The sequence below is a fragment of the Pseudomonas sp. B19125 genome (assembly GCF_044218855.1).
GTDB lineage: Bacteria > Pseudomonadota > Gammaproteobacteria > Pseudomonadales > Pseudomonadaceae > Aquipseudomonas > Aquipseudomonas edaphica.
This window is the reverse complement of record NZ_CP162589.1, coordinates 5,547,768-5,574,653: the sequence shown is the minus strand read 5'-3', so window position 1 is coordinate 5,574,653 and position 26,886 is coordinate 5,547,768. Positions and strand designations below refer to the sequence as shown.

The following is a 26,886-nucleotide window of genomic DNA, read 5'->3' as shown; positions in this document are numbered from 1 at the left end:
TGCGCGTCGTCGGCCGTTAGCGTCTTGATGCACTCTGCAACTTGCATGGCCGATAGGCTCCTGTAGGGTAGGCAAACCCCCGCCCATTCCTGGAGACGACCGTGAAGGAAATCACTCAACTGGCCGCTGAACTGGGTCGCCGTTTGCAGGTGCTCAATGCCCACGTCACCACTGCCGAGTCTTGCACCGGTGGCGGTATCGCCGAAGCCATTACGCGTATTCCGGGCAGTTCGGCGTGGTTCGAGGCCGGGTATGTCACTTACTCCAATCGGCAGAAGACCCGCCAGTTGGGTGTGCCTGAGACGCTGTTCCCCAAGGTCGGCGCCGTCAGCCAGGAAGTGGTGGAGGCGATGGTGCGCGGTGCGCAGGAAAAAAGCCTGTCGCGCTTTGCCGTGGCGGTCAGCGGTGTGGCGGGGCCGGACGGCGGTTCGCCGGACAAACCGGTGGGCACCGTATGGCTGGCGTTCGGCGTGGGCGATGAGGTAACGGCCGAGCTGGCGCACTTCCCCGGCAACCGCGACGAGGTCCGCCGACAAACGGTAAAAGCCGCGCTTGAGGGCTTGTTGCGACGAGCTGCAGCAGAAATCGAAAATCAGGGGTAGGCGATCCCGGATCTTTGTGGAACAATACTGTCTACTTATACAGGTGTTGGCCGTCAGGCCTTATTGATTACGTGAGGACTTTAATGGACGACAACAAGAAGAAAGCCTTGGCTGCGGCCCTGGGTCAGATCGAACGTCAATTCGGCAAGGGTGCCGTAATGCGTATGGGCGATCACGACCGTCAGGCGATCCCGGCTATTTCCACTGGCTCTCTGGGTCTGGACATCGCACTCGGCATTGGCGGCCTGCCAAAAGGCCGTATCGTTGAAATCTACGGCCCTGAATCTTCCGGTAAAACCACCCTGACCCTGTCGGTGATTGCCCAGGCGCAAAAAATGGGCGCCACCTGTGCGTTCGTCGACGCCGAGCACGCCCTGGACCCGGAATATGCCGGCAAGCTGGGCGTCAACGTTGACGACCTGCTGGTTTCCCAGCCGGATACCGGTGAGCAAGCCCTGGAAATCACCGACATGCTGGTGCGCTCCAACGCCATCGACGTGATCGTGGTCGACTCCGTGGCTGCCCTGGTGCCGAAAGCTGAAATCGAAGGCGAGATGGGTGACATGCACGTGGGCCTGCAAGCCCGCCTGATGTCCCAGGCGCTGCGTAAAATCACCGGTAACATCAAGAACGCCAACTGCCTGGTGATCTTCATCAACCAGATCCGTATGAAGATCGGCGTAATGTTCGGCAGCCCGGAAACCACCACCGGTGGTAACGCGCTGAAGTTCTACGCTTCGGTCCGTCTGGACATCCGCCGTACCGGCGCGGTGAAGGAAGGTGACGAGGTTGTTGGTAGCGAAACCCGCGTTAAAGTCGTGAAGAACAAGGTGGCTCCGCCATTCCGTCAGGCTGAGTTCCAGATCCTCTACGGCAAGGGTATCTACCTGAACGGCGAGATGATCGACCTGGGCGTACTGCACGGTTTCGTCGAGAAGTCCGGTGCCTGGTATGCCTACAACGGCAGCAAGATCGGTCAGGGCAAGGCCAACTCGGCCAAGTTCCTGGCGGACAACCCGGATATCGCCGCCACGCTTGAGAAGCAGATTCGCGACAAGCTGCTGACCCCAGCACCAGACGTGAAAGCTGCTGCCAACCGCGAGCCGGTTGAAGAAGTAGAAGAAGTCGACACTGACATCTGAAGCAAACGATGACTGTTGTACTGGATACACTCGTCGCCGTTCGGCGCACTGCCATGGACCTGCTCGCTCGCCGCGAGCATGGTCGAGTCGAGCTGACGCGTAAACTGCGTCAGCGCGGTGCAGAGCCCGAGATGATCGAAACAGCCCTGGACCGTTTGACGGAAGAGGGGCTGCTTTCCGAAGCCCGTTACCTTGAAAGCTTTGTCTCCTACCGTGCGCGCTCCGGCTACGGCCCAGCGCGAATTCGTGAAGAACTGAGCCAACGTGGCCTGCAACGTGCCGATATCGACCTTGCCCTGCGTGAGTGCGGTATTAGTTGGCAGTCGCAGTTGGAGGATACCTGGCGTCGCAAGTTTGCCGGGCATCTACCAATTGATGCCAGGGAGCGTGCGAAGCAAGGGCGCTTCCTGAGCTATCGCGGGTTTTCGATGGACATGATCAGCCGGTTACTCAGCGGTCGGGACATGGAAGATTGAGTCTTCAGGTTGGTTAAATCCAAATGTGGGAGCAGGCCAGCCAGCTTCCACATTGGATTGTGTTGGCTGCTGGGATGCCAAATCCCGGTAAAACAAAAGGCCCACTACGACAGTAGTGGGCCTTTTTTTTTTGCCTTAAAAATCACGCCGGCTCTGGCGCCGCCCGCTGCTGTGTCTTCCCCTGAGCCTGGACCCAGTTCTCCGGCAAGTTGATGTAATCCACCAACTCCCGCAACCGGCCCTGATCACGACCGTTGAAGTTGAACACCAGCCGCGTCAAATGGCTGAACCTTGGTTCATCATGTTCCTCGCCTGTGTAAGCAAGCTGCTGGAACTCTCCACTTAGCCGCAAGCTGGCAAACTCGCTCTGCAAGTGGGTCAGTGCACGATCACTGAGCGGATGATTCATGCGCACCACAAACTCACGCTTCAACCAACGCGTGGAGTGGAAGTTGGCATAGAACTGGTTGATCTCCGCCACCGCCTCTTCAGCGCTGTAGACCAGGCGGATCAGCTTGAGGTCGGTGGGCAGGATATAGCGATTGGCTTCCAACTGACTGCGAATGAAGTCCAGTGCGCCTTGCCAGAAACCACCGCCTGGGGCATCCAGCAGCACCACCGGCACCAGCGGGCTCTTGCCGGTCTGGATCAGGGTCAGCACTTCCAGCGCTTCATCCAGCGTGCCAAAACCGCCCGGGCACAGCACCAACGCGTCGGCTTCCTTGACGAAGAACAGCTTGCGGGTAAAGAAGAAGTGGAAAGACAGCAGGTTCTCGGTGCCATCAATGGTCGGGTTGGCGTGCTGTTCAAACGGCAGGTTGATGTTGAACCCCAGGCTGTGTTCCAGACCTGCGCCCTCGTGGGCAGCGGCCATGATGCCGCCGCCACCGCCGGTGATCACCATCAGGTCGGATTGCGCCAGCAGCGTGCCGACTTCCCTGGCCAAGGCGTACAGCGGGCTTTCGACCGGCGTGCGCGCCGAGCCAAACACCGTGACCTTGCGGCGGCCCTTGAACTGTTCCAGCACGCGGAAGGCGTTATCCAGCTCGCGGATCGCCTGCAGCGTGATTTTTGCATTCCAACGGTTGCGGTCATCCTTGGCCATACGCAGCACGGTGAGGATCATATCGCGATAAAGGGGGATGTTCGGGCTGTTGGGAGCGACCAGCTGGAGTTGTGCGTCGACCTGCTGGGTGAGGTCAGCGCCGTTTGCTTCAAAATGACGGAGCAGGCGGTCATTCGGTTCGTAAGGCATTCAACTTCTCCTTCTTCACAGAACCTGGGCCATCGGCGAGAGATTCGTCCGCGGCCACGACACTGCGTGTGTCGCTGCACGCCTTAAGCGTTGCACGGTGTTCGCCAGGCGGCAAAACGGGCTCTGTATGTTCCTTGTGATTTGGAAACCTTTGCACTGCAAGTCGCAGGAGGGCAACCCTCTTTTGCCCTGGAAATGTTACAGAACGGCGTGAGAAACGCAGTAGATGGGCTGCCGGGATGGCTTGATCATGAGCCGAAAAACCCTTGGCTGGCAACCGCTTATTGGTCACTCATCAAGCAGTTTAGTTGGCGGCTGGCCAATGAGGCGAGGGAGGTGCGCGCCACCGGACAGCAGCGCGCGATGATCGAGCAACGGTTACTTTTTCTTCTTCGCCGCAGCGGGTGCCGGGCAATCGGCTTCCACGAACTTGACCGACGCTACCGGGCGGTTGGTCTTGTTCTCGGTGATCTCATAACGCATCACGGCGCCCTTGGCCATCAGCTCGCGATAGCCTTTGTTCAGGCATACGCTTTGACCCAGCTGGAAATACACAGCTTTGGGGTTTGCGCGCATCTGTTCGGCACGGTCAGGTAGCACACTGAGGTGATCAATCAGTTGCATGCCTTCAACGGTGTAGGCCACTTCCAGGGTCTTTGCATCGATTTCCCGGGGCAGGTCCTTGTTGCTCTCGGCCGCGACGCTCTGCAGTTTCCTGTTCATTTGGGCCTCCAGCAGCGACGCCGCGTGGGCGCCCATGGGCAGAACCAGCGCAAGGGCGACGGATGGGGCAACAAGGCGCAGCATGGAACGCAGCATGAAACTCTCCTGATTCGGTTACTGGTGCATAGACCAGCCACTGCGCTGTGCGTTCAGTGGCGCGCAATTATAGGGGACCGCTTGCCACTACAGCCAGGCGTATCGCTGGTAAACTGCGGCGACTTAAGCCTGATTCGAGTTTTGCCTGTGTCGATTGACCTCTGCTCGCGGTGCGCCCGATGAGCCACGCCGTCTCCCGCTTGCGTACCCAGCGCCTGGCGCGCGCCGTCCGGCCGTTTCTAAACCGTGGTTCGCGCGCCGAACGTTGCCCCGGTTGCCGGGTGATTCCCGAGTACTGCCTGTGCGCCTGGCGCCCAACAGTGCAGGCCCGCTCGGCCATGTGCCTGTTGATGCATGACGTGGAACCGATGAAACCCAGCAATACCGGCTGGCTGATCGCCGATGTGATCGATGACACCACCGCGTTCGCCTGGTCGCGCACAGAAGTGGACCCTGAGTTGCTGACCCTGTTAGCCGACCCGCAATGGCAACCGTATATCGTGTTTCCGGGCGAATTCGTTGCGCCTGAGCGAGTGTGCAGTGAGGTGAGGGTGCAAGACGGCAAGCGCCCGTTATTCATCCTGCTGGACGGCACCTGGAGCGAGGCGCGCAAGATGTTCCGCAAAAGCCCTTACCTTGCGCACTTGCCGGTGTTGAGCCTGGCGCCCGAACAGCTGTCACGCTACAAGCTGCGCCGGTCCAAGCGCGATGATCATTTCTGTACCGCCGAGGTTGCGGCGCTGTGCCTGGAGCTGGCCGACGACCCAGCGGCCAGCGAAGTGCTGGACGCCTACCTCGATGTGTTCAGCGCGCATTACCTGGCCGCTAAATTTCAATTGCCGCTGGACCCGGCGGACAGCGTGCACATGCGGCTCGCGCCCCATATCCCTACGGTATAACCAGACGACGTTTGCATGATGGCACCGTAAACCCGCAACCGGCTAAAATGCCCACGGGCGTAGTGCTTGACCCCCCAGGCTGCGCTGGGCATGCTGGGCGCCGATTGGGGCGTAACCGTGACTTTTCAGTGTCGTTTCAGGTGTTTTTGATGCTGAGTGTGCCCTGTGGCGATGGCTGCCTGGCCATTGCCTTGTGTACTGGCGAACCCTGAACCCATCAGGGCTCCCATAAAAAACAGGATCATTTAATCAATGGCCACATACGAAATCCTGATAGCCGATGACCATCCGCTGTTTCGCAGTGCGCTGCATCAGGCCGTTACCTTGGGCCTTGGCCCTGACGTGAGCCTGGTCGAAGTGGCCAGCATTGCCGAACTGGAAGCCCGCCTCAACGAAAAATCCGACTGGGACCTGGTGCTGCTCGACCTGAACATGCCGGGTGCCTATGGCTTCTCGGGATTGGTGCTCTTACGCGGGCAATACCCGCAGATCCCGGTAGTAATGGTTTCAGCCCAGGAAGAAGCCGACGTGGTGGTGCGCTCCAAGGAGTTTGGTGCCAGCGGTTTCATTCCCAAGTCCAGCTCTATGGAAGCGATCCAGAAAGCCGTGCGCACCGTGCTGGATGGCGACGTGTCATGGCCGCCGCAAGCGTTTGAAGAAATCAACGTGTCCGACGAAGCCAAAGCCGCCCGTGATGGCCTTGCCAGCCTGACGCCCCAGCAATTTCGGGTGCTGACCATGGTTTGCGAAGGCTTGTTGAACAAGCAGATTGCGTATGAGTTGAGTGTGTCGGAAGCGACCATCAAGGCCCACGTGACGGCGATCTTTCGCAAGCTCGGCGTGCGTACCCGCACTCAGGCGGCGCTGCTCTTGCAACAACTTGAGTCAATTTCGCAGCATTAAGCTGTACCCGATTCACGCTTTTTTGACTTTGCGTGATCTAGTTTCCCCACTTCTTTGGTTCAGTTGCCTACATCTATGTCGCCTTTCAAGGGTCAAACCGGTATCAAACGTATCTTCAACGCAGGGGGCTATTCCCTGGATGGCCTGCGCGCAGCTTTCACCGGCGAGGCGGCATTCCGTCAGTTGGTGTTGCTGAACGTGATCCTGATCCCGCTGAGCTTCTTCCTGCACGTCAGTCGGGTCGAGCGCGCCTTGCTCATCGCGGTCTGCCTCCTGGCCTTGATCGTTGAGTTGCTCAACTCGGCAGTGGAAGCGGCTATCGACCGGATTTCCCTCGACCGCCACCCGCTGTCGAAAAACGCCAAGGACATGGGCAGCGCCGCGCAATTCGTAGCGCTGACCATGATTACCCTGGTGTGGGCCGTGATCCTGATCTAAGCCTCAGGCAATGTTTGGCAGCACGATCTCGTCGCTGCGCTGAACCCCGGCGGTGAAGGCGCGGCACAGCTCCAGAAACTCGCGCATCGCCGAGGTCTGGTACTTCTGTTTATGCCAGATGAAGTAAAACTGCCGGGCCAGGTCCAGGTCCGGGGTTTCCACCGGCACCAAACTGCCACGGCGGAACGCATCGCGCAGGGCCAGTCGGGAAATACAGCCAATCCCCAACCCTGACTCCACTGCACGCTTGATCGCCTCGGTGTGTTCAAGCTCCAGGCGGATATTCAGCGCGCTACGGTGATGGCGCATGGCCTGGTCAAAGGTCAAGCGCGTGCCCGAGCCCTGTTCGCGCAGGATCCATGCTTCATGGGTCAGCTCTTCCATCGTCGCCACACCGCGCTTGGCCAAGTGATGCTGCGGCGCACAGAACACCACCAACTCATCCTCGACCCAGGTTTGTACCTCGATGTCCGGGTGGCTGCAGTCGCCTTCGATTAGACCCAGGTCAATTTCGTAATGCGCCACTTGGTGCACGATATTGGCAGTATTCTGCACATGCAGTTTCACCTGGCTCTCGGGGTGCTGCTGCATGAAGCTGCCGATCAGCAGGGTCGCCAGGTAATTGCCGATGGTCAGGGTGGCGCCGACCGCCAGGGAACCAAAGCCGGACTTGCCGTTGAGCAAGTCTTCGATCTCCTTGGCCTGGTCCAGCAGCGCAACGGCCTGCGGTAATAACTGATGGCCGAGAGCATTGAGGCTCAAGCGCTTGCCTGCGCGGTCGAATAATTGGCAGCTGGATTGACGCTCCAGCTCGGTGATTGAGGTGCTGGCGGCGGATTGAGATAAGGCCAGAAGGCCAGCAGCGCGTGAGACGCTTTCCTGCTGGGCGACGGCGACGAAGACTTGCAGTTGACGTAGAGTAAATCGCATATCGATATAACCGATAACCCTTATCTTAATAATCCAGTTAACAGATATTGTCGCCGCCATTAGAATGCTGTGCAATTGCGCATCTCATCTTTGGCGCAGACCCATTTCCAGGAGTTCCCCGTACATGAGCAACATGAACCACGAACGTGTCCTCAGTGTTCATCACTGGAACGACACGCTGTTCAGCTTCAAGTGCACCCGCGATCCGGGCTTGCGCTTTGAGAATGGTCAGTTCGTGATGATCGGCCTGCAACAGCCCAACGGCCGCCCACTCATGCGCGCGTACTCCATTGCCAGCCCAAACTGGGAAGAGCATCTGGAGTTCTTCAGCATCAAGGTGCCCGATGGCCCGCTGACTTCCCAATTGCAGCACTTGAAGGAAGGCGACGAGATCATCATCAGCAAAAAACCGACTGGCACCCTGGTGCTTGACGATTTGAAGCCGGGCAAACACCTGTACCTGCTCAGCACCGGTACCGGTCTGGCGCCGTTCATGAGCGTGATCCAGGACCCGGAAACCTACGAGCGCTTCGAAAAAGTGATCCTGTGCCACGGCGTGCGTTACGTCAATGAAGTCGCCTACCGCGAATTCATCACCGAGCACCTGCCGCAGAACGAATTCTTCGGCGAGGCGCTGCGTGACAAGTTGATCTACTACCCAACGGTGACCCGCGAGCCGTTCGAAAACGAAGGCCGCCTGACCGACCTGATGCGCAGCGGCAAGCTGTTCAGCGACATCGGCCTGCCGCCGATCAACCCCGAGGACGACCGCGCCATGCTGTGCGGCAGCCCAAGCATGTTGGACGAGACCAGCGAAGTGCTGAACAGCTTCGGCCTGAAAGTTTCGCCACGTATGCGTGAACCGGGTGATTACCTGATCGAGCGCGCGTTCGTCGAGAAGTAAACACTGCTCAAAAAAATGTGGGAGCTGGCTTGTGTGGGAGCTGGCTCCCACAGTTGTTTCGGCGTTTACTTGGCCGGTACCACTTCCAGCACACAGATGACACCCGCCTCTGGATAGTGCCAACGCACATCCACATCCCAGAACTGCGCGCCGTACTCACGCTCAGGCCCTGGCGTCTGATACGCCGGCCGTGGGTCCTGGGCCAGACACTGCTCGATCAATGCCACCAGCGGCTCATCAAGGCGCTGCGCATGGCCTTGTGCCTGGTGCAGGGCCGTCTTCAGCCACTGCACGGGAATCAGCTGCGGCGCACTGCTGGCAATATCATTGGTGGCGGTGTCAATGATGTCCGCGTACGGCACGTACGGCTTGATATCCAGCACCGGCGTGCCATCGAGCAAATCGATCCCGGAAACCCACAAGCGGCCCGGCTCGACCTTATCCAGCTTCACCACCGACTGGCCAATGCCATTGGGGCGATGAGTCGCGCGGGTGGCGAACACGCCCATGGAGGTATTGCCGCCCAGGCGTGGCGGCCGCACCTTGAGGCGCGGCTTGTCTTCCAGGGCTTGGTGGAACAGAAACAGCAGCCACACATGGCTGACCTGCTCCAGGCCCTGCACCGCCTCGCCCTGATCGAACGGCGCCACCAGCTCCAGCACGCCGCGTGCGGCCGGGGCCAGCTGCGGCTGGCGCGGGATGGCGAACTTCTCCTTGAAGCAGGAGCGCACGAAGCCGACGGGCGAGACCGAATAGCTCATGGCTTACGCACGAACCCGCAGGGTCAGGCCCTTAAGGAAATTGCGCAGCAACTGGTCGCCACAGGTGCGGTAGTTGGTGTGGCCGAACTTGCGGAACAGCGCGCTCAGCTCAGGCTTGGACACCGGGAACTCAGCAGCCTTGAGGATGGCGTGCATGTCGTCTTCCTTCAGTTCGAAGGCCACGCGCAGCTTCTTGAGGATGATGTTGTTGGTCACCGGGGTTTCGATCGGCTGCGGCGGACGGCTTTCGTCCTTGCCACGCTTGAAGATCACCAGGCCATCAAGGAAGTGCGCCATGACGTCGTCCGGGCAGAACACAAAACCTTCCTCCTCATCTTTCTTGAGGTAGGTCAGCAGGTCTTCCTTGGTGACGTCCATGCCGCCGAGCTTGATGATCTCGACCATCTTGTTGTCGCTGATGTCGAGCATGTAGCGCACGCTGCGCAATACGTCGTTGTGAATCATGGTGGGCAATCCTGGTATTCAACTGAGGGCACCGCGCAGAGTTGCCGGTGCCGGGAAAAGGGGAGCGGCTTAGAATTTCTCTTTGCCGGACAGGTAGCGCCATTGGCCGACCGGCACCTTGCCGATGGACACGCCGCCAATACGGATGCGGCGGATGGCGATGACTTTCAGGCCGACCGCTTCACAGAACAGGGCAATTACACCCGGCTGCGGGTTTTTCAGCGCAAACCGCAGGCGGTTTTCGTTCTGCCAGCTGGCTTTGACGGCCGGCAGCTCTTTGCCTTTGTAGGTCAAACCGTGGTTCAGGCGGTTTAGGCCATGGGCAACCATGTCACCCTCGACCTCAACCACGTATTCCTGCTCGATCTTGGCGGCATCGGCGGTCAACTTGCGCAGAATCTTCCAGTCCTGGGTGAACACCAGCAGGCCGCTGGCCTTGGCCTGCAGATCGGCGCTGGCGGTCAGGCGCAGGAAGTGGCCCTTGAGCGGGCGCTTGCTGAAACGGTGCTCTTCGGACAGCGTCTCGGCGCTGATCGAGGCCATTGCTGTTTCCACATCCACGCCCACCGGGGCGTGCAGCAGAATGGTCACCGGTTCCGGCACAGTGGCTTTAGCCTCTGGGTCCAGCTCGACCTTCTGGGTGGTGACCTTGAATTGCGGCTCGTCGATCACTTCACCGTCCACCGAGACCCAGCCGCCTTCGATAAACAGCTCAGCCTCCCGACGGGAGCAACCGACCAGTTCGATAAGGCGTTTGGAAAGGCGTATGGGGTCAGTCATGACAAGGGCCGTAGCAAAAGGGGGCGGCTATTGTACCTGTGTGGGCGCGGTTAATCCCGGACCCATTTCAGCGTAGTGGCTTTTTGTGGGCGCTGGCCTGTGTGGGAGTCGGGCTTGCCCGCGATGCAGACACCTCGGTCGTGCATTTGGAATCGAGGTGATGCCATCGCAGGCAAGCCAGCTCCCACACAAGCACGCTCCCACATTGGCGCTGTGTTGTGTCAGCCACTGCGCCGTTGCTGTTGGCGCAAGCGCATATGCAGCAGCGGGTACGGCTGGCCAAGGCCATCATGCTCGGCACGTCCGACCACCTCGAAACCCTGCTTGAAGTAGAACCCCAGGGCCTGCGGGTTTTGCTCGTTGACGTCCAGCGCATCGGCATTCAGGTGCTCGATCGCATAACTCAGCAATTGCTGGCCCAAGCCCTGGCCACGGTGTTGCGGGTCGATAAACAGCATCTCGACCTTGCCCGCCGCTACCCCGGCAAACCCGGTGATGCGCTGGCGCGCGTCCTTGGTGCAGATCAGCATCACCGCGTCCAGGTAGCGCGTCAGCACCAGCTCCTTGAGCAGTACGATGTAGCTGTTCGGCAAAAAGTCATGGGTCGCTCGCACGGAGTCTTCCCAGATCTGCGCCAATTGCTGGTAGTCGCTGGTTTTAGGTGTGTGGATAACCGAATGCTGACGCATGCCCGCTGCCCCTTGCCGATGATCGGCGCTGATGGGCAAACGATAGACCTAAAAAAGCCCCGCATCTTGCTCAGACACGAGGCTTTTTCAATTTTTCACGCCGATCGTTCCCACGCTCTGCGTGGGAATGCCTCGCCGGACGCTTTGCGTGCGCAGAGCTAGTCGCGCTTTTCAGCCCACAGGTCGTACTCGTCGGCATCCGTCACGGTGCACCAGACCTTGTCGCCCGGCTTCAAGCCGCTGGCATCGTCGATAAACACGTTACCGTCGATTTCCGGCGCATCGAAGAAGCAACGGCCCACTGCGCCTTGCTCGTCGACTTCGTCGATCAGTACTTCGATTTCCTTGCCGATGCGCAGTTGCAGGCGTGCGGAGCTGATGGCCTGCTGATGCGCCATGAAGCGCTCCCAGCGGTCCTGCTTGACGTCGTCCGGCACGATGGCCGCATCCAGCAGGTTGGCCGGGGCACCTTCGACCGGCGAGTACTGGAAGCAACCGACGCGATCCAGCTGCGCTTCGGTCAGCCAGTCCAGCAGGTACTGGAAGTCTTCTTCGGTTTCGCCAGGGAAGCCGACGATGAAGGTCGAACGGATGATCAGCTCCGGGCAGATCTCGCGCCAGTTCTTGATGCGCGCCAGGGTCTTGTCTTCGAAGGCCGGGCGTTTCATGGCCTTGAGGATTTTCGGGCTGGCGTGCTGGAACGGAATGTCCAGGTACGGCAGGATCTTGCCGGCGGCCATCAACGGGATCAGCTCGTCCACGTGCGGGTACGGGTAAACGTAGTGCAGGCGCACCCACACGCCCAGGCTGCTCAAGGCTTCGCACAGTTCGGTCATGCGGGTTTTCACCGGCGCGCCGTTCCAGAAGCCGGTGCGGTACTTCACGTCGACGCCGTAGGCGCTGGTGTCCTGGGAGATCACCAACAGCTCTTTAACACCGGATTTGACCAGGCGCTGGGCTTCGTCCAATACATCACCCACTGGGCGGCTGACCAGCTTGCCGCGCATCGACGGGATGATGCAGAAGCTGCAGCTGTGGTTGCAGCCTTCGGAAATCTTCAGGTACGCGTAGTGGCGCGGCGTCAGCTTGATGCCTTGCGGCGGCACCAGGTCGATCAGCGGGTTGTGGTCCTGACGCGGCGGCACCACGTCGTGCACGGCGTTGACCACCTGCTCGTACTGCTGCGGGCCGGTTACCGCCAGCACGCTTGGGTGCACGTTGCGGATATTGCCTTCTTCCACGCCCATGCAGCCGGTGACGATGACCTTGCCGTTTTCCTTGATGGCTTCGCCGATCACTTCCAGCGATTCAGCCTTGGCCGAGTCGATGAAGCCGCAGGTGTTGACCACCACCACGTCGGCGTCCTGATAAGTGGACACGACGTCATAGCCTTCCATACGCAGTTGCGTGAGGATGCGCTCGGAGTCAACGAGAGCCTTCGGGCAACCCAGGGATACAAAGCCGACCTTTGGGTTGGCTTTTGCGATGGTGGTGGACATGTCTAACCTCGGTATTGAATGACGCCGCCAGTCGGGCACGACATGGCGGTAGACGGGCGCTTGGTGCGCCTCTGATCAAAAAGTGCGCAATTCTATCGACGGGCAGCGCGCTTGACCAGCTTTATACGGGGAAATGCGACGAGTGCTGCGCTATGCTTCGCGCCGTTGCGCACGGGTGAAACCCCGGGGTCAATAAAACGTCTGTTACGAGAAGTAAAACAGCGCATGCTAGGGTCAGCTTAGGCGCGTTGTTTATAAAAGACCTCAGGTCAAAGGGCAGGAGTGGTTGATGGGTCAGGCAAATAGTCAGGCAGCAGGTGCCGAGCATTCCAATGCAAAGCCGATTGGCATGCTGGTGGCGGCGGTCGGGGTGGTTTACGGCGATATCGGTACCAGCCCGCTCTATACCCTTAAAGAAGTGTTTACCGGTGGTTATGGGGTTCAAGTCAATCACGACGGGGTCTTTGGCATTCTGGCGCTGATTTTCTGGTCGCTGGTGTGGGTCGTGTCGATCAAGTACGTGCTGTTTATCCTGCGCGCGGACAACCAGGGCGAAGGCGGCATCATGGCCCTGACGGCGCTGGCGCGACGGGCGGCGTCGCCGTACCCCAAGTTGCGTTCGGTGCTGGTGATCCTCGGCTTGATCGGTGCGGCGCTGTTCTACGGCGACAGCATGATTACCCCGGCGATCTCGGTATTGTCGGCGGTTGAAGGCCTGGAACTGGCCTTTGACGGGATTGAACGTTGGGTGGTGCCGCTGTCGCTGGTGGTGCTGGTGGGGCTGTTCCTGATCCAGAAACACGGCACTGACCGCATCGGCAAGCTGTTCGGGCCGGTGATGGTGGTGTGGTTCCTGGTGCTGGGCGGTCTTGGCGTGCACGGCATCCTGCAACATCCCGAGGTGCTCAATGCGCTGAACCCCGTGTGGGGCGTGCGTTTCTTTGTGTCCCATCCGGGCATGGGCGTCGCGATTCTTGGCGCCGTGGTGCTGGCCTTGACCGGTGCCGAAGCGCTGTACGCCGACATGGGCCACTTCGGCCGCAAGCCGATCGCCCGTGCCTGGTTCGCCCTGGTGCTGCCGGCGCTGGTGCTCAACTACTTCGGCCAGGGCGCGTTGCTGCTGGAAAACCCCGAAGCGGCGCGCAACCCGTTCTACTTGCTCGCGCCGGAATGGGCCTTGGTGCCATTGGTCGCGCTGTCGACCCTGGCCACCGTGATTGCATCCCAGGCGGTGATTTCCGGCGCGTTCTCGCTGACGCGTCAGGCGATCCAGTTGGGTTACATCCCGCGCATGCATATCCAGCACACCTCCAGCGCCGAGCAAGGCCAGATCTACATCGGCGCGGTGAACTGGTCGCTGATGGTCGGCGTGATCCTGCTGGTGCTCGGCTTCGAATCCTCCAATGCCCTGGCCTCCGCCTACGGCGTGGCAGTCACCGGCACCATGTTGATTACCAGCATCCTGGTGTCGGCGGTGATGCTGCTGCTCTGGAAGTGGCCGCCGGTGCTGGCGATTCCGGTGCTGATCGGCTTCCTGTTGGTGGACGGCCTGTTCTTCGCCGCCAACGTGCCAAAGATCGTGCAGGGCGGTGCCTTCCCGGTGTTGGCGGGGATTGTGCTGTTTGTGCTGATGACCACTTGGAAGCGCGGCAAGGAACTGTTGATGGACCGCCTCGACGAAGGCGGGCTGCCGTTGCCGATCTTTATCAGCAGTATCCGCGTGCAACCGCCTCATCGCGTGCAGGGCACTGCGGTGTTCCTCACCGCGCGGCCCGATGCCGTGCCCCACGCGCTGTTGCACAACCTGCTGCATAACCAGGTGTTGCATGAGCAAGTGGTGATGCTCACGGTGGTCTACGAAGACATTCCGCGTGTGCCTGCCTCGCGGCGCTTTGAGGTGGACGCCTACGGCGAAGGCTTCTTCCGGGTGATCCTGCATTTTGGCTTTACCGATGAGCCGGACGTGCCCGAAGCGCTGAAGCTGTGCCACCTGGACGATCTGGATTTCAGCCCGATGCGCACCACCTACTTCCTCAGCCGTGAAACGGTGATCGCCTCGCGCATCAAGGGCATGGCCCGTTGGCGTGAGAGCTTGTTTGCGTTCATGTTGAAAAACGCAAACGGCAACCTGCGCTTCTTCAAACTCCCGGTAAACCGGGTGATCGAGCTGGGCACCCAGGTCGAGATGTAATCTTTTGCAACACGGGAGCCGGCATTCGGCTCCCGCTTTCCTTTCTGAACCCTGTGCAATCCACCGTTGTCGACTAGGCTCTAAGCACTGTTTGAATAGTGCCCACAGAACCCAGAAGAGGTGCGCCATGAGTCAGCTGCTCGAACCCTACACCCTCCGTCAATTGACCTTGCTCAACCGCATCGCCGTCTCGCCGATGTGCCAATACTCGTCCGACGATGGCCTGGCCAATGACTGGCACCTGGTGCACCTGGGCAGCCGCGCCGTCGGTGGTGCCGGGCTGATTTTTACCGAAGCCACCGCCGTCACCGCCGATGGCCGCATCACCGCCCAGGACCTGGGCCTGTGGAACGACGCGCAGATCGAACCGCTGCAGCGCATCACCCGCTTTATTGCTGCTCAAGGCGCGGTGGCGGGCATCCAGCTGGCACATGCCGGGCGCAAGGCCAGCACCCATCGGCCGTGGATCGGCAAGCACGGCAGCGTCAAGCCGGAGGAGGGCGGCTGGGTGCCGGTGGGCCCTTCGCCGATTGCCTTTGACCCGAACCACACGCAACCCAGGCCACTGGATGAAGGGCAGATCCAGCAGGTGATTGCCGACTTTGTCGCCGCCGCCAAACGCGCGCTGACCGCCGGTTTCGAAGTGGTGGAGATCCACGCTGCCCACGGTTACCTGTTGCATCAATTCCTCTCGCCGATCAGCAACCAGCGCCAGGACCACTACGGCGGCTCGTTTGAAAACCGTATCCGCCTGGTGCTCGAAGTGACCACCGCCGTGCGCGCCGTCTGGCCACAGGAGCTGCCGCTGTTTGTGCGGGTGTCGGCCACCGATTGGGTCGAAGACGGCTGGAACCCCGATGAAACCGTAGAGCTGGCGCGCCGCCTCAAAGAACTCGGCGTGGACCTGATCGACGTGTCCTCCGGTGGCACCGCCGCCAACGCCGAGATTCCCACCGGCCCGGGCTACCAGACGCGGTTTGCCGAGCGCGTGCGCAAAGAGTCGGGTATCGCCACCGGCACGGTGGGTATGATTACCGAACCGGCCCAGGCTGAACACATACTGCGCACCTGCCAGGCCGACATCATCTTCCTCGCCCGTGAGCTGTTGCGTGACCCTTACTGGCCGCTGCATGCCGACGATGACCTGGGTGGGCGCAAAGCCATCTGGCCCGCGCAGTACCAGCGGGCGACTCACCGTGATCAGCCGATTCACGAGTCTGACCTGAGGGATTGAACCCGCGTCTGCCTGCAATAAACCCACCCGACTCGGTGGGTTTTTTGTTGCCCGCGTTTAGCGCCTGCCTGATCCGCAGCTGTATGCGCAAGCGCTTCCCGATATCCACCTTTACCGGTCGCTGCGTGAGAAAGGGTTGTAGGTATTTGTTACCGAAGTAATTTTTTAAGTGAATACTCTAAAAAAATCCCACACGTGACGAGATTGTTTCTACGCTTAGGGTAAGTGTGATTTCTGGCCCAGGGAGTCAGGCTGTTTGTCCTTGAAGCCATTGCGCTTCATGAGCGTAGGGAATGGGCACCAGGAGTAATTGACTGATATCAGGAGTAACGGTCCATGACCAAGTCTTATGGCGTAGCGGGTGCGGTGGCGTCTTTTTGGAGTCGCCGGATGTCCTTGCGGGGGCGAAGGTTGAGTTCGGATGAGGTGGAGTTGCTGGCGCAGTATCGCGCCCTGACCGAAAACGATCAGGTGGCGATGCGCTACTTGATTGGCGCAATGAAGAGCGTGTCGCGGTTTTAACCCATGCAGTAGCGGGTTAATTGTGGCGAGCAAGCTTGCTTGCGTTGGGGGGGCGAAGCACCCCCCAAAAAAGAGCCGGCTCCAGCTGCGCTGTCGAACGGGACGATTCGACAAGCTCCCTCGCCACAGCAAGCCCGCTCCCTTATGTGTTATCAGCTGTACTTACGCTGGTCCGGCGCCGGCGGGAAGTACTGATACAGCCAGGTTTCACTCAAGGTGCGGTCCTGGGTGCGGATAAACAGCCGCAGTTCAACCGGTTCCACACTGTCGCTGGTCGGGTACCAATCGAACAGAATGCGATAGCCCTTGATGTTGTCCAGCACCAGCACACTGAAGTCTTTGACTTCACCGTGGGAGCAGGTCACCACCGGCTCGATCCCGGTGCCGGCCGGCAGGCGATCCAGGCCACCGCCCTTGAAATCCACGGCAAAGCGGCGCGCCCACACTTCGGGGTAATGCTCGCCCGGTGCCCAGCCTTCGGTAAAACCGCCCATGCCGGAACGGGTGGCATCCACTTGCGCCAGCGGTGTGCTCACCGGCGGCAGCGCGCTCCAGTACAGCTTGTAGCCATAGTTGAGTGATTCGCCTGCGGCCACGGGCTTTTTTGGGGTCCAGAAGGCCACGATGTTGTCCAGGGTTTCGCCGGTGGTGGGGATTTCCAGCAGGTCGATCGAGCCTTCGCCCCAGGCGGTGGTGGGTTCCACCCACAGGCTAGGGCGCTTGCTGTACCAGTCCACAGTGTCCTGGTAGCTGGCGAACTCATGGTCGGTCTGTACCAGGCCGAAACCTTTCGGGTCGGTGTCGGCAAAAGCGTTGAACTGCAGCTTGGCCGGGTTGTTCAGTGGACGGCAGATCCACTCGCCGTTGCCACGCCACATGGCCAAACGGTCCGAGTCGTGGATTTGCGGGTGGATGGTGTCGCACATCCGGCGTTCATGGGTACCGCAGCTGAACATGCTGGTCATCGGCGCGATGCCCAGTTGCTCGATGGCGGTGCGCGCATTGATGTGCGCGTCGATGGCCATGACCACCTGGCTGGCCTGGCAGTCGATGTCAAAGCGATAGGCGCCGGTGGCGCTTGGCGAGTCGAGCAGGGCGTAGACCACAAAACGCGTGGCGTCCTTGCTCGGGGTTTCGAACCAGAATTGCGTGAAGTCGGGGAATTCCTCGCGTTTTTTCGCGTAGGTATCAATCGCCAGGCCGCGTGCGGAGAGGCCATACTGGCCGGTTGCGTCTACCGCACGGAAGTAGCTGGCGCCGAGAAACGACAGCACGTCATGGCGATCCAGTTCCGGCGCCTTGAACAGCTTGAAACCGGAGAAACCCAGGTCGCCGGTCAGCTGCTTGGTGTCCACCGTGGTCTTGGCATAGTTGAACAGCGACGGGCGGAAATGCACCTCGCGGGCTTCGCGGGTCTTGGGGTCGACGCTGTGCATGCGTACTGGCGTCTTGAAGCCCATGCCGACGTGGAAAAACTGCACGTCGAGCTGGCCGTTCAGCTCCTTCCACAGCGAATGGTTGCCGTCGTAGCCAATGGCATTGAAGTTCTGCGGGGTCATGGTTGCCAGCGTCGGTGGCAGCACCTGTTTGGTGTCTTTATACGCGTTGGCGGCGAGCTGCCTGGCCTGGGCCTTGAGCGATTCGAAGTCGAACGCCACGGCCTTGCCATCGGCGGCACGGTTCCCGGCCCAGGCCTGCGCGGCCAACAGGCCACTGGCCGACAAGCCGGTGTAAGCCGCAATGGCCATGGACGCTTTGAGCAAATTCCTGCGGTGCATAGAGACAACCTGTCGTGAGCAAATCCCGCGCCGTTCCTGGCACGTAACGGATCATAAATAACGGTTCGGACATGCCTTCGACCAAACGCAACGGACAATAAACAGACGCCGGATAGCTTAAGCGGTTCGATGCAGAAGGAAAATTGATTGATGGCGGGATGATGGCGTTGCATGTGAAACAAGACGTTTCAAATACGCGCTGCCGGCGTTACATCTGGAAGCACTCTAGATCGCGGCTTTTTGGCACTTAGTTTTACGCTGGGAGCCTATTGGTCCTACGAACCCAAGTGTCTGGAGGCTACGCATGAATACCCGTGGATTGCTCGATCAGTTGCTCAAATCCGGCCAGGACATGTTGCAAAACAAGGCGGGCGGGCAACGCAAATCGGACGACAAAAGCGCCCTCGGCGGCTTGCTCGGCGGCGGTGGGCTCGGCAGTTTGCTTGGCGGTGCGGGTGGCGGTGCCCTGGCGGCGGGCGCGATGGGGCTGCTGCTGGGTAACAAGAAGGCGCGCAAGTTCGGTGGCAAGGCGCTCACCTATGGCGGGCTGGCAGCACTCGGAGTGATCGCCTACAAGGCTTACGGCAACTGGCAGGCGCAGCAGGCCGGCGCACCCCAAGGCGAGCCGCAAACCATCGACCGCCTGCCGTCGGCCCAGGTCGAACAACACAGTCAGGGCATTCTCAAGGCGCTGGTCGCCGCCGCCAAAGCCGACGGGCATGTAGACGAGCGAGAGCGCGCTTTGATTGAAGGCGAATTCACCAAGCTGGATAACGACCGTGAACTGCAAAGCTGGCTGCACGCCGAGCTGAACAAGCCTCTGGATCCCGCTGATGTGGCGCGCGCAGCGAGCACCCCGGAAATGGCCGCCGAGATGTACATCGCCAGTGTGATGCTGGTGGACGAAGAGAACTTCATGGAAAAAGCTTACCTGGACGAGCTGGCGCGCCAGCTCAAACTTGAACCCGGCTTAAAGGCCGAGCTGGAAAAACAGGTACGCCAAGCCACGCCCTGACCTCCTGAATGATCGCTCCCACGCTCTGCGTGGGAGCGCAGCCCGTGACGCTCCGCGTCAACTGCACAGTGTTTTTGCGTTCTGTGAGCGCGACATCAAAACCTGTTGATAAATGCGGGCACCTGCTCAGCTATACTCCTCGGCATTTGATCGGCCCTTCGAGGAATTACTGTGAAGAACTGGACCTTGCGCCAAAGGATTTTGGCGAGCTTTGCGGTAATTATCGCGATCATGCTGTTGATGGTCGTGGTCTCGTATTCGCGCCTGCTGAAGATTGAAGTCAGCGAAAACTCGGTCCGGGATGACGCCGTACCCGGGGTGTTTTTCAGTTCGATGATCCGCAGCGCCTGGGTCGACAGCTACCTGCAAACCCAGGAATTGGTCGGTGCCCACCGAAGTCAGGGCATCTCGGAAGCCGACAAACAGGACTACAAGTCGTTTGAGGCACGTTTGGAACAGCACATGGCCAGTTACGCGAGCACGATCAATATTGATCAGGATCGCACTGAGTTCGACGCCTTCGAAAAGCTCCACCAGAACTACAACAAGATTCTTGCCCTGGTACTGGACGCCCATCAGGCTAACAACGGCGTTGAGGCGCAAAAGCTGTTCGACGAGCAACTCACGCCCGCCTGGACCGCAGGCCGCATGAAGCTCAATGACATTATCAATGAAAACAAACAGGTCGCCGATAACGCCACCGCCGCCATCGATGAAGCGGTGGCCGCCGCCAAAGTCAGCATGTTCGTATCGTTGGTCGTGGCCATTCTCGCAGCGGGCCTGTGCGGCCTGCTGCTGATGCGCGCGATCATGGCGCCGATGAATCGCATCGTCGAAATCCTCGAAACCATGCGCACGGGCGACCTGAGCAAGCGCTTGAACCTTGAGCGCAAGGACGAATTCGGCGCTGTCGAAACCGGCTTCAACGACATGATGACCGAGCTGACCGCCCTGGTTTCCCAGGCCCAGCGTTCGTCGGTGCAGGTGACTACCTCGGTGACCGAGATTGCCGCCACGTCCAAGCAACAACAGGCCACGGCCACCGAAACGGCGGCCACCACCACCGAGATCGGCGCGACATCGCGGGAAATTGCCGCCACGTCCAAGGACTTGGTGCGCACCATGACCGAAGTGTCCACCGCCGCCGACCAGGCGTCGGTCGCTGCCGGCTCCGGCCAGCAAGGCCTGGCGCGTATGGAAGAAACCATGCACTCGGTGATGGGCGCCGCTGACCTTGTGAACGCCAAGCTGGCGATCCTCAATGAGAAGGCCGGCAACATCAACCAAGTGGTGGTGACCATCGTCAAGGTGGCCGACCAGACCAACCTGCTGTCGCTCAACGCCGCCATTGAAGCCGAGAAGGCTGGCGAGTACGGACGCGGATTTGCCGTGGTGGCCACCGAAGTGCGCCGTCTGGCCGACCAGACCGCCGTGGCCACCTACGACATCGAGCAGATGGTGCGCGAGATCCAGTCGGCAGTGTCAGCGGGCGTGATGGGCATGGACAAGTTCTCCGAAGAAGTGCGTCGCGGCATGTTCGAAGTGCAGCAAGTGGGCGAACAGCTTTCACAGATCATCCATCAGGTACAGGCCTTGGCGCCGCGGGTATTGATGGTCAACGAAGGCATGCAGGCCCAGGCCACCGGTGCCGAACAGATCAACCATGCGTTGGTGCAACTGGGCGATGCCAGCAGCCAGACCGTGGAATCCCTGCGCCAGGCCAGTTTTGCCATTGATGAACTGAGCCAGGTTGCGGTCGGTCTGCGCAGCGGCGTGTCGCGTTTCAAAGTCTGATGAGCGACCTTGCGGCTAAACGCGGCGTCGTCCCGGCAGCGAAAAAGGCGTTGTTTCTGGTGTTCCACATCGGCGGCGAACGTTATGCCCTCAAGGCCACGGAGGTGGCCGAGGTGCTGCCGCGCCTGCCACTCAAACCCATCGCCCATGCGCCGCTGTGGGTGGCGGGGATCTTTGCCCATCGTGGCGCGCTGGTGCCGGTTGTCGACCTGTGTGCGTTGACCTTCGGCAAACCGGCCCAGGCCCGCACCAGCACACGGCTGGTGCTGGTCAATTACCAGCCGCAACCTTGGATCGAGCCACGCTGGCTGGGGTTGGTCCTGGAGCAGGCCACCGACACCCTGCGTTGCGACCCGGCCGAGTTCCAGCCTTATGGCCTGGATAACCGCGAGGCGCCGTACCTGGGGCCGGTGCGTGAAGATGCGTTGGGCTTGATGCAGTGGATCGGCGTGGCCGACTTGCTCACCGACGACGTGCGCGCCTTGCTGTTTGCCAGCGAGCTAAGCTTATGAGCAACGACCCACGCTTTTTTGCCTTCTTGAAGGACCGTATTGGCCTGGACGTTGCTTCGGTGGGCGAGGCGATCATCGAGCGAGCGGTGCGCCAGCGTAGCCAGGCCGTGCAGGCGCAGACCGTGCAGGATTACTGGCAGCATTTGCAGAGTTCGCAGGATGAGCAGCAGGCGCTGATCGAGGCGGTGATTGTCCCCGAGACCTGGTTTTTCCGCTATCCCGAGTCCTTTGCCACCTTGGCGCGTTTGGCCAGGGAGCGCCTGGCGGCGATCAAGCAGATGCGCGCCCTGCGCATTCTCAGCCTGCCGTGTTCCACGGGCGAGGAGCCTTATTCGATTGCCATGGCCTTGCTCGATGCCGGGCTGGCGCCGCACCAGTTCAAAGTGCTGGGGCTGGACGTCAGCCCATTGTCGGTGGAGCGCGCCAAGCGTGGGGTGTATGGCAAGAACTCCTTTCGCGGCGGCGATATCGAGTTTCGCGAGCGTCACTTCAGCGAACAGCCCGATGGTTACCACATTGCCGAGCGGGTGCGCGAACAAGTGCGTCTGCAAGTTGGCAATTTGCTCGACCCGGCGTTGCTGGCCAATGAGCCCACCTACGATTTTGTGTTCTGCCGCAACCTGCTGATCTACTTCGACCAGCCCACCCAGAAGCAAGTGTTCGATGTGCTCAAGAGCCTGACCCATGAGGACGGCGTGCTGTTTATCGGCCCCGCCGAGGGCAGCCTGCTGGGGCGCCATGGCATGCGCTCGATTGGCGTGCCGCAATCCTTTGCATTCAGTCGGCATACCGAGCCGGTCAAGCCTGAACCGGTATTTGTGCCCCTGCCCATCCCCCAGCGCAGCGCGGCACCCATTCCTGCCAAGCCGCGCCCGTTCAGCACCGCGAGCGCCCAAGTGGTGCCGATCAAGGCGCCGCACAGCGATGCGGGCGATTTGCTCAGCCGCATCGCTACGCTGGCTAACGAAGGCAAAAGTGCTGAGGCCCGTGCCGCGTGCGAACAGTATTTGAGTAACCACCCGCCGGCAGCTCAGGTGTTTTACTGGCTGGGGCTGCTCAGCGACGTGGCCGGCAGCGCCCTGGAAGCCCAGGGTTATTACCGCAAAGCCTTGTACCTGGAACCGCAGCACCCGCAGGCCTTGATGCACCTGGCCGCATTGCTCGAGTCCCAGGGTGACAGTGCGGGCGCGCGTCGCTTGCAGGCGCGCGCCGCGCGTAGCGAGCGTGCAGACAGTGAGTCCAAACGATGAATAACCTTGATGCGCTCGACACCGCAGGTCTGGACCTGACCCTGGCCGACACCCAAGCCATCGACGACTGCTGGAACCGCATCGGCATCCATGGCGACAAGTCCTGCCCGTTGCTCGCCGAACATATCCACTGCCGCAACTGCTCGGTGTATTCCGCCGCCGCCACGCGCCTGCTTGACCGTTATGCGTTGCAGCAGGACGACCGACAGGCGTATGCAGCCGCGGAAGTTGACGAAGACATCGTCACCCGTTCGATCCTGATGTTTCGTCTGGGTGAAGAGTGGCTGGGCATTGCCACGCGATGCCTGGTGGAGGTGGCGCCACTGCAGCCGATTCACTCGCTGCCGCACCAACGTTCCCGCGCATTACTGGGCGTTGCGAATGTGCGCGGTGCGCTGGTGGCGTGCCTGTCACTGGTGGAACTGCTGGGGCTGGACCCGGCCAGCACAGGCGCTACCGGCGCGCGAGTGATGCCGCGCATGTTGATTATTGCTGCCCAGGACGGCCCGGTGGTGGTACCGGTGGATGAAGTCGACGGCATCCATGCCATCGATGAGCGCACCTTGAAGGCCGCGTCGGCTTCCGGCACCCAGGCCAGCGCGCGCTTTACCCAAGGCGTGTTGCAGTGGAAAGGCCGCAGCCTGCGTTGGCTGGACGAGGCGCAATTGTTGTCTGCCGTGACCCGGAGCCTCACATGACCCCCGACCAGATGCGCGATGCCTCGCTGCTGGAACTGTTCAGCCTGGAAGCCGATGCGCAAACCCAGGTGTTGAGCGCGGGCCTGCTGGCCCTGGAACGCAACCCCACCCAGGCTGACCAGCTTGAGGCATGCATGCGCGCCGCGCACTCGCTCAAGGGCGCGGCGCGGATTGTCGGCGTGGACGCCGGGGTCAGCGTGGCCCATGTGATGGAGGACTGCCTGGTCAGCGCCCAGGAAAACCGCCTGTACCTGCAACCTGAGCATATCGACGCCTTGCTGCAGGGCACCGACCTGCTGATGCGCATCGCCACGCCGGGCAATAATGTCGGGCCAGCGGACATTCAAGGCTATGTTGCGCTGATGGAACGCCTGCTGGATCCGTCGCAGCCGATTGTCAACGCCACACCAGCCCCCGCCGCTCCCGAACCTGCGCCGGTGATTGAAGCGTTGCCGCCGGAGCCTGAGCCTGAGCCTGAGCCTGTGCCGCCGGTCAGCACTGACCTGCCGCGCCCGAACAAACGCCTGACCGAAGGCGGGGAGCGCGTGCTGCGCGTCACCGCCGAGCGCTTGAACAGCCTGCTCGACCTGTCGAGTAAATCTTTGGTGGAGACCCAGCGGCTCAAGCCTTACCTGGTGAGCCTGCAGCGCCTCAAGCGCATTCAAAGCAACAGCGCGCGCGCCTTGGACACGCTCGATGGCCAACTCAAGGCCATTAACCTGAGCCTGGAAGCCCAGGAAGCCCTGGCCGACACGCGCCGCCTGTTGAGTGAAGCCCAGGCGTTGCTGGCGGATAAGACCGCCGAACTGGATGAGTTCGGCTGGCAGGCCGGCCAGCGTGCCCAGGTGCTTTATGACACCGCGCTGGCCTGCCGCATGCGACCGTTTGCCGATGTGCTCGCCGGCCAGGTGCGCATGGTGCGTGACCTTGGCCGCAGCCTCGGCAAGCAGGTGCGCCTGGAGATCGAGGGTGAAAAGACCCAGGTCGACCGCGACGTACTGGAAAAACTCGAAGCGCCGCTCACGCATTTATTGCGCAATGCCGTCGACCACGGCATCGAAATGCCCGAGCAGCGGGTGTTGGCGGGCAAACCCGCCGAAGGCTTGATCCGCCTGCGCGCCTCCCATCAAGCCGGTTTGCTGGTGCTGGAGTTAAGCGACGACGGCAATGGTGTCGACCTGGAGCGTCTACGTGGCACCATCGTCGACCGGCACCTGTCACCGCTGGAAACCGCGCTGCGCTTGAGTGAAGAAGAGCTGCTGACTTTCCTGTTCCTGCCGGGTTTCAGCCTGCGCGACAAGGTCACCGAAGTGTCCGGGCGCGGCGTCGGCCTGGATGCGGTGCAGCACATGGTCCGCCAACTGCGTGGCGCCGTGGTGCTGGAGCAGACGGCGGGGCAGGGCAGCCGCTTCCACCTGGAAGTGCCGTTGACCCTGTCGGTGGTGCGCAGCCTGGTGGTGGAGGTCGGCGAGGAAGCCTATGCCTTCCCGCTGGCGCACATCGAACGCATGTGCGACCTGGCGCCGAATGACATTGTGCAACTGGAAGGGCGCCAGCATTTCTGGCACGAAGGCCGGCATGTCGGTCTGGTGGCCGCCAGCCAGTTGCTGCAGCGCCCGCCGGGGCAGAGCAATGACGAAACCTTGAAGGTGGTGGTCATCCGCGAGCGCGATGCGGTGTATGGCATTGCGGTGGAGCGTTTTATCGGTGAGCGCACCCTGGTGGTATTGCCGTTGGATGACCGCCTGGGCAAGGTCCAGGATATTTCCGCCGGTGCTTTGCTGGACGACGGCTCGGTAGTGTTGATCGTCGACGTCGAAGACATGCTGCGTTCGGTGGATAAATTGCTCAACACCGGGCGCCTGGAACGCATCGCACGGCGCAGCCAGCAGGCGACCGAAGCACCGCGCAAACGCGTGCTGGTGGTGGACGATTCGCTCACCGTGCGTGAGCTGCAACGCAAATTGTTGCTTAATCGTGGTTATGAAGTGGCGGTCGCGGTCGATGGCATGGATGGCTGGAACGCGCTGCGCTCCGAAGACTTCGACCTGCTGATCACTGACATTGATATGCCTCGTATGGACGGGATCGAATTGGTCACACTCTTGCGCCGTGATAGTCGCCTGCAATCGTTGCCGGTGATGGTGGTGTCGTACAAGGATCGCGAAGAAGACCGGCGCCGTGGACTGGACGCCGGCGCCGACTATTATCTAGCTAAGGCCAGTTTCCATGACGATGCGTTGCTGGATGCCGTGATGGAGCTGATTGGAGGCGCCCGGGCATGAGGATTGCGATCGTCAATGACATGCCCCTGGCGGTAGAGGCCTTGCGCCGCGCGTTGAGTTTAGAGCCGGCCCACGAGGTTGTGTGGGTGGCCAGCAATGGCCTGGAAGCTGTGCAGCGCTGCGCCGAATTGACCCCGGACCTGATCCTGATGGACTTGATCATGCCGGTGATGGACGGCGTGGAGGCCACGCGGCAGATCATGGCCGAGACCCCGTGCGCTATTCTGCTGGTGACCGTCGACCGCCAAGCGAATATGAGTCGCGTGTTCGAAGCCATGGGCCATGGCGCCCTGGATGTGGTGGACACTCCGGCGCTGGGCGTGGGCAACCCCAAGGATGCGGCGGCGCCGTTGCTGCGCAAAATCCTCAATATTGGCTGGCTGATCGGCCAGCGTGGCAGTCGTGTACGCGCCGAAACCGCGCCGGCGCGCACCACTGGCAAACGTCAGAGGCTGGTGGCGATTGGTTCCTCTGCGGGCGGCCCGGCCGCGCTGGAAATCCTGCTCAAGGGTTTGCCCCGCGACTTTCCCGCCGCCATTGTGCTGGTGCAGCATGTGGACCAGGTGTTTGCCGCCGGCATGGCCGAATGGCTGAGCAGCGCCTCCGGCCTGCCGGTGCGCCTGGCACGCGAGGGCGAACCGCCTCAAAACGGCGTGGTGCTGCTGGCTGGCACCAACCACCACATTCGCCTGTTGAAAAATGGCACGCTAGCCTATACCGCGGAGCCTGTGAACGAGATTTACCGGCCTTCCATCGACGTGTTCTTCGAAAGCGTCGCCAGCCACTGGAATGGTGATGCCGTCGGCGTACTGCTGACCGGCATGGGGCGCGACGGGGCTCAGGGCCTCAAGATACTGCGTGAACAAGGATATTTGACCATCGCCCAGGATCAGCAGAGCTGTGCGGTGTATGGCATGCCAAAAGCGGCGGCGGCGATTGATGCTGCTGTTGAAATCCGCCCACTGGACAGAATTGCGCCCCGATTGCTGGAGGTATTTGCAAAATGATCAAGACCTCTCGCAGTGCCGGCTTGCAGGAAAGTAAT

Annotated in this window: 26 protein-coding genes; 17 read left to right on the top strand and 9 right to left on the bottom strand. The window is 60.8% G+C overall.

Translation table 11 applies throughout. The features are described 5' to 3' along the window. Window positions 1-101 precede the first annotated feature (101 nt). The 3 genes from AB4P96_RS25405 to recX all read left to right on the top strand — a co-directional run bounded on the left by AB4P96_RS25405 (window position 102) and on the right by recX (window position 2,220). Complete coding sequence (locus AB4P96_RS25405) at window positions 102-602, top strand: CinA family protein (protein WP_017137074.1); 501 nt, start codon at window positions 102-104, stop codon at window positions 600-602. Between the two features lie 83 nt (window positions 603-685). After that, window positions 686-1,744 (top strand): recombinase RecA, encoded by a 1,059-nt coding sequence (gene recA, locus AB4P96_RS25400; RefSeq protein ID WP_017137075.1) that lies wholly within the window; start codon window positions 686-688, stop codon window positions 1,742-1,744. A gap of 8 nt (window positions 1,745-1,752) precedes the next feature. Next, window positions 1,753-2,220, top strand: coding sequence for a recombination regulator RecX (recX, locus tag AB4P96_RS25395; protein WP_017137076.1), 468 nt, complete (start codon window positions 1,753-1,755; stop codon window positions 2,218-2,220). A gap of 142 nt (window positions 2,221-2,362) precedes the next feature. Here the strand turns inward: recX and AB4P96_RS25390 are convergent, their stop codons facing one another. Together AB4P96_RS25390 and AB4P96_RS25385 are read right to left on the bottom strand one after the other, a co-directional pair. After that, window positions 2,363-3,475 carry a TIGR00730 family Rossman fold protein gene (locus AB4P96_RS25390; RefSeq protein ID WP_017137077.1) on the bottom strand — a complete coding sequence of 371 codons (1,113 nt, stop codon included), beginning with the start codon at window positions 3,473-3,475 and terminating at the stop codon, window positions 2,363-2,365. Between the two features lie 378 nt (window positions 3,476-3,853). Continuing rightward, window positions 3,854-4,294: a PA3611 family quorum-sensing-regulated virulence factor gene (locus tag AB4P96_RS25385; RefSeq protein ID WP_017137078.1), complete on the bottom strand. Its 441-nt coding sequence runs from the start codon at window positions 4,292-4,294 to the stop codon at window positions 3,854-3,856. A gap of 179 nt (window positions 4,295-4,473) precedes the next feature. On the opposite strand from AB4P96_RS25385, the gene AB4P96_RS25380 reads away from it, so the two are divergent. From AB4P96_RS25380 to AB4P96_RS25370, 3 genes are all read left to right on the top strand, one after another. Further along, window positions 4,474-5,193 (top strand): tRNA-uridine aminocarboxypropyltransferase, encoded by a 720-nt coding sequence (locus AB4P96_RS25380; RefSeq protein ID WP_236460195.1) that lies wholly within the window; start codon window positions 4,474-4,476, stop codon window positions 5,191-5,193. Window positions 5,194-5,445: 252 nt separating this feature from the next. After that, on the top strand, window positions 5,446-6,096 hold the full coding sequence (gene erdR, locus AB4P96_RS25375) for a response regulator transcription factor ErdR (RefSeq protein WP_017137080.1): 651 nt from the start codon (window positions 5,446-5,448) through the stop codon (window positions 6,094-6,096). 75 nt (window positions 6,097-6,171) lie between these two features. Continuing rightward, complete coding sequence (locus AB4P96_RS25370; protein ID WP_017137081.1) at window positions 6,172-6,534, top strand: diacylglycerol kinase; 363 nt, start codon at window positions 6,172-6,174, stop codon at window positions 6,532-6,534. Window positions 6,535-6,537: 3 nt separating this feature from the next. Here the strand turns inward: AB4P96_RS25370 and AB4P96_RS25365 are convergent, their stop codons facing one another. Further along, a complete protein-coding gene (locus AB4P96_RS25365) occupies window positions 6,538-7,464 on the bottom strand; it encodes a LysR family transcriptional regulator (protein WP_026013711.1) in 927 nt (308 codons plus the stop codon). 124 nt (window positions 7,465-7,588) lie between these two features. Here AB4P96_RS25365 and fpr point away from each other — a divergent pair, with 124 nt between their 5' ends. Beyond that, a complete protein-coding gene (gene fpr, locus AB4P96_RS25360) occupies window positions 7,589-8,368 on the top strand; it encodes a ferredoxin-NADP reductase (protein WP_003189055.1) in 780 nt (259 codons plus the stop codon). A 65-nt stretch (window positions 8,369-8,433) separates the two neighbouring features. Here the strand turns inward: fpr and tsaA are convergent, their stop codons facing one another. The 5 genes from tsaA to rimO all read right to left on the bottom strand — a co-directional run bounded on the left by tsaA (window position 8,434) and on the right by rimO (window position 12,562). Further along, a complete protein-coding gene (gene tsaA, locus AB4P96_RS25355) occupies window positions 8,434-9,129 on the bottom strand; it encodes a tRNA (N6-threonylcarbamoyladenosine(37)-N6)-methyltransferase TrmO (RefSeq protein WP_099548535.1) in 696 nt (231 codons plus the stop codon). 3 nt (window positions 9,130-9,132) lie between these two features. Beyond that, window positions 9,133-9,594, bottom strand: a complete 462-nt coding sequence (locus AB4P96_RS25350) for a DUF1456 family protein (RefSeq protein WP_003189058.1) — start codon at window positions 9,592-9,594, stop codon at window positions 9,133-9,135. A 69-nt stretch (window positions 9,595-9,663) separates the two neighbouring features. Then, window positions 9,664-10,374: an rRNA pseudouridine synthase gene (locus tag AB4P96_RS25345; protein ID WP_058421638.1), complete on the bottom strand. Its 711-nt coding sequence runs from the start codon at window positions 10,372-10,374 to the stop codon at window positions 9,664-9,666. Window positions 10,375-10,595: 221 nt separating this feature from the next. Then, on the bottom strand, window positions 10,596-11,063 hold the full coding sequence (locus AB4P96_RS25340; RefSeq protein ID WP_177032737.1) for a GNAT family N-acetyltransferase: 468 nt from the start codon (window positions 11,061-11,063) through the stop codon (window positions 10,596-10,598). A gap of 158 nt (window positions 11,064-11,221) precedes the next feature. Then, window positions 11,222-12,562: a 30S ribosomal protein S12 methylthiotransferase RimO gene (gene rimO, locus AB4P96_RS25335; protein WP_017137087.1), complete on the bottom strand. Its 1,341-nt coding sequence runs from the start codon at window positions 12,560-12,562 to the stop codon at window positions 11,222-11,224. A gap of 289 nt (window positions 12,563-12,851) precedes the next feature. Here rimO and AB4P96_RS25330 point away from each other — a divergent pair, with 289 nt between their 5' ends. From AB4P96_RS25330 to AB4P96_RS25320, 3 genes are all read left to right on the top strand, one after another. Further along, a complete protein-coding gene (locus AB4P96_RS25330; protein ID WP_099548536.1) occupies window positions 12,852-14,753 on the top strand; it encodes a potassium transporter Kup in 1,902 nt (633 codons plus the stop codon). A 127-nt stretch (window positions 14,754-14,880) separates the two neighbouring features. After that, complete coding sequence (locus tag AB4P96_RS25325) at window positions 14,881-15,987, top strand: NADH:flavin oxidoreductase/NADH oxidase (protein WP_017137089.1); 1,107 nt, start codon at window positions 14,881-14,883, stop codon at window positions 15,985-15,987. A 336-nt stretch (window positions 15,988-16,323) separates the two neighbouring features. Next, the gene (locus AB4P96_RS25320) at window positions 16,324-16,509 is read left to right on the top strand and encodes a hypothetical protein (RefSeq protein ID WP_017137090.1); all 186 of its coding nucleotides are present in this window, start codon (window positions 16,324-16,326) and stop codon (window positions 16,507-16,509) included. Window positions 16,510-16,661: 152 nt separating this feature from the next. On the opposite strand, the gene AB4P96_RS25315 is transcribed toward AB4P96_RS25320, so the two are convergent. Then, the gene (locus AB4P96_RS25315; RefSeq protein ID WP_236460197.1) at window positions 16,662-18,287 is read right to left on the bottom strand and encodes a glucan biosynthesis protein D; all 1,626 of its coding nucleotides are present in this window, start codon (window positions 18,285-18,287) and stop codon (window positions 16,662-16,664) included. Between the two features lie 304 nt (window positions 18,288-18,591). On the opposite strand from AB4P96_RS25315, the gene AB4P96_RS25310 reads away from it, so the two are divergent. The 7 genes from AB4P96_RS25310 to AB4P96_RS25280 all read left to right on the top strand — a co-directional run bounded on the left by AB4P96_RS25310 (window position 18,592) and on the right by AB4P96_RS25280 (window position 26,848). Continuing rightward, the gene (locus tag AB4P96_RS25310; RefSeq protein WP_395600201.1) at window positions 18,592-19,302 is read left to right on the top strand and encodes a tellurite resistance TerB family protein; all 711 of its coding nucleotides are present in this window, start codon (window positions 18,592-18,594) and stop codon (window positions 19,300-19,302) included. A 171-nt stretch (window positions 19,303-19,473) separates the two neighbouring features. Beyond that, window positions 19,474-21,096 carry a methyl-accepting chemotaxis protein gene (locus AB4P96_RS25305; RefSeq protein ID WP_099548538.1) on the top strand — a complete coding sequence of 541 codons (1,623 nt, stop codon included), beginning with the start codon at window positions 19,474-19,476 and terminating at the stop codon, window positions 21,094-21,096. Then, entirely contained in the window at window positions 21,096-21,608 is a 513-nt protein-coding gene (locus AB4P96_RS25300; protein WP_017137094.1) for a chemotaxis protein CheW, read from the top strand. Before AB4P96_RS25305 ends, AB4P96_RS25300 begins: the two co-directional genes overlap by 1 nt. Further along, a complete protein-coding gene (locus AB4P96_RS25295; protein WP_017137095.1) occupies window positions 21,605-22,858 on the top strand; it encodes a protein-glutamate O-methyltransferase CheR in 1,254 nt (417 codons plus the stop codon). Before AB4P96_RS25300 ends, AB4P96_RS25295 begins: the two co-directional genes overlap by 4 nt. Continuing rightward, on the top strand, window positions 22,855-23,556 hold the full coding sequence (locus AB4P96_RS25290) for a chemotaxis protein CheW (RefSeq protein ID WP_017137096.1): 702 nt from the start codon (window positions 22,855-22,857) through the stop codon (window positions 23,554-23,556). Before AB4P96_RS25295 ends, AB4P96_RS25290 begins: the two co-directional genes overlap by 4 nt. After that, entirely contained in the window at window positions 23,553-25,841 is a 2,289-nt protein-coding gene (locus AB4P96_RS25285; RefSeq protein WP_395600200.1) for a hybrid sensor histidine kinase/response regulator, read from the top strand. Before AB4P96_RS25290 ends, AB4P96_RS25285 begins: the two co-directional genes overlap by 4 nt. Beyond that, window positions 25,838-26,848: a chemotaxis response regulator protein-glutamate methylesterase gene (locus tag AB4P96_RS25280; RefSeq protein WP_017137098.1), complete on the top strand. Its 1,011-nt coding sequence runs from the start codon at window positions 25,838-25,840 to the stop codon at window positions 26,846-26,848. The genes AB4P96_RS25285 and AB4P96_RS25280 overlap by 4 nt, the downstream gene beginning before the upstream one ends. The last annotated feature ends 38 nt before the right edge of the window (window positions 26,849-26,886 follow it).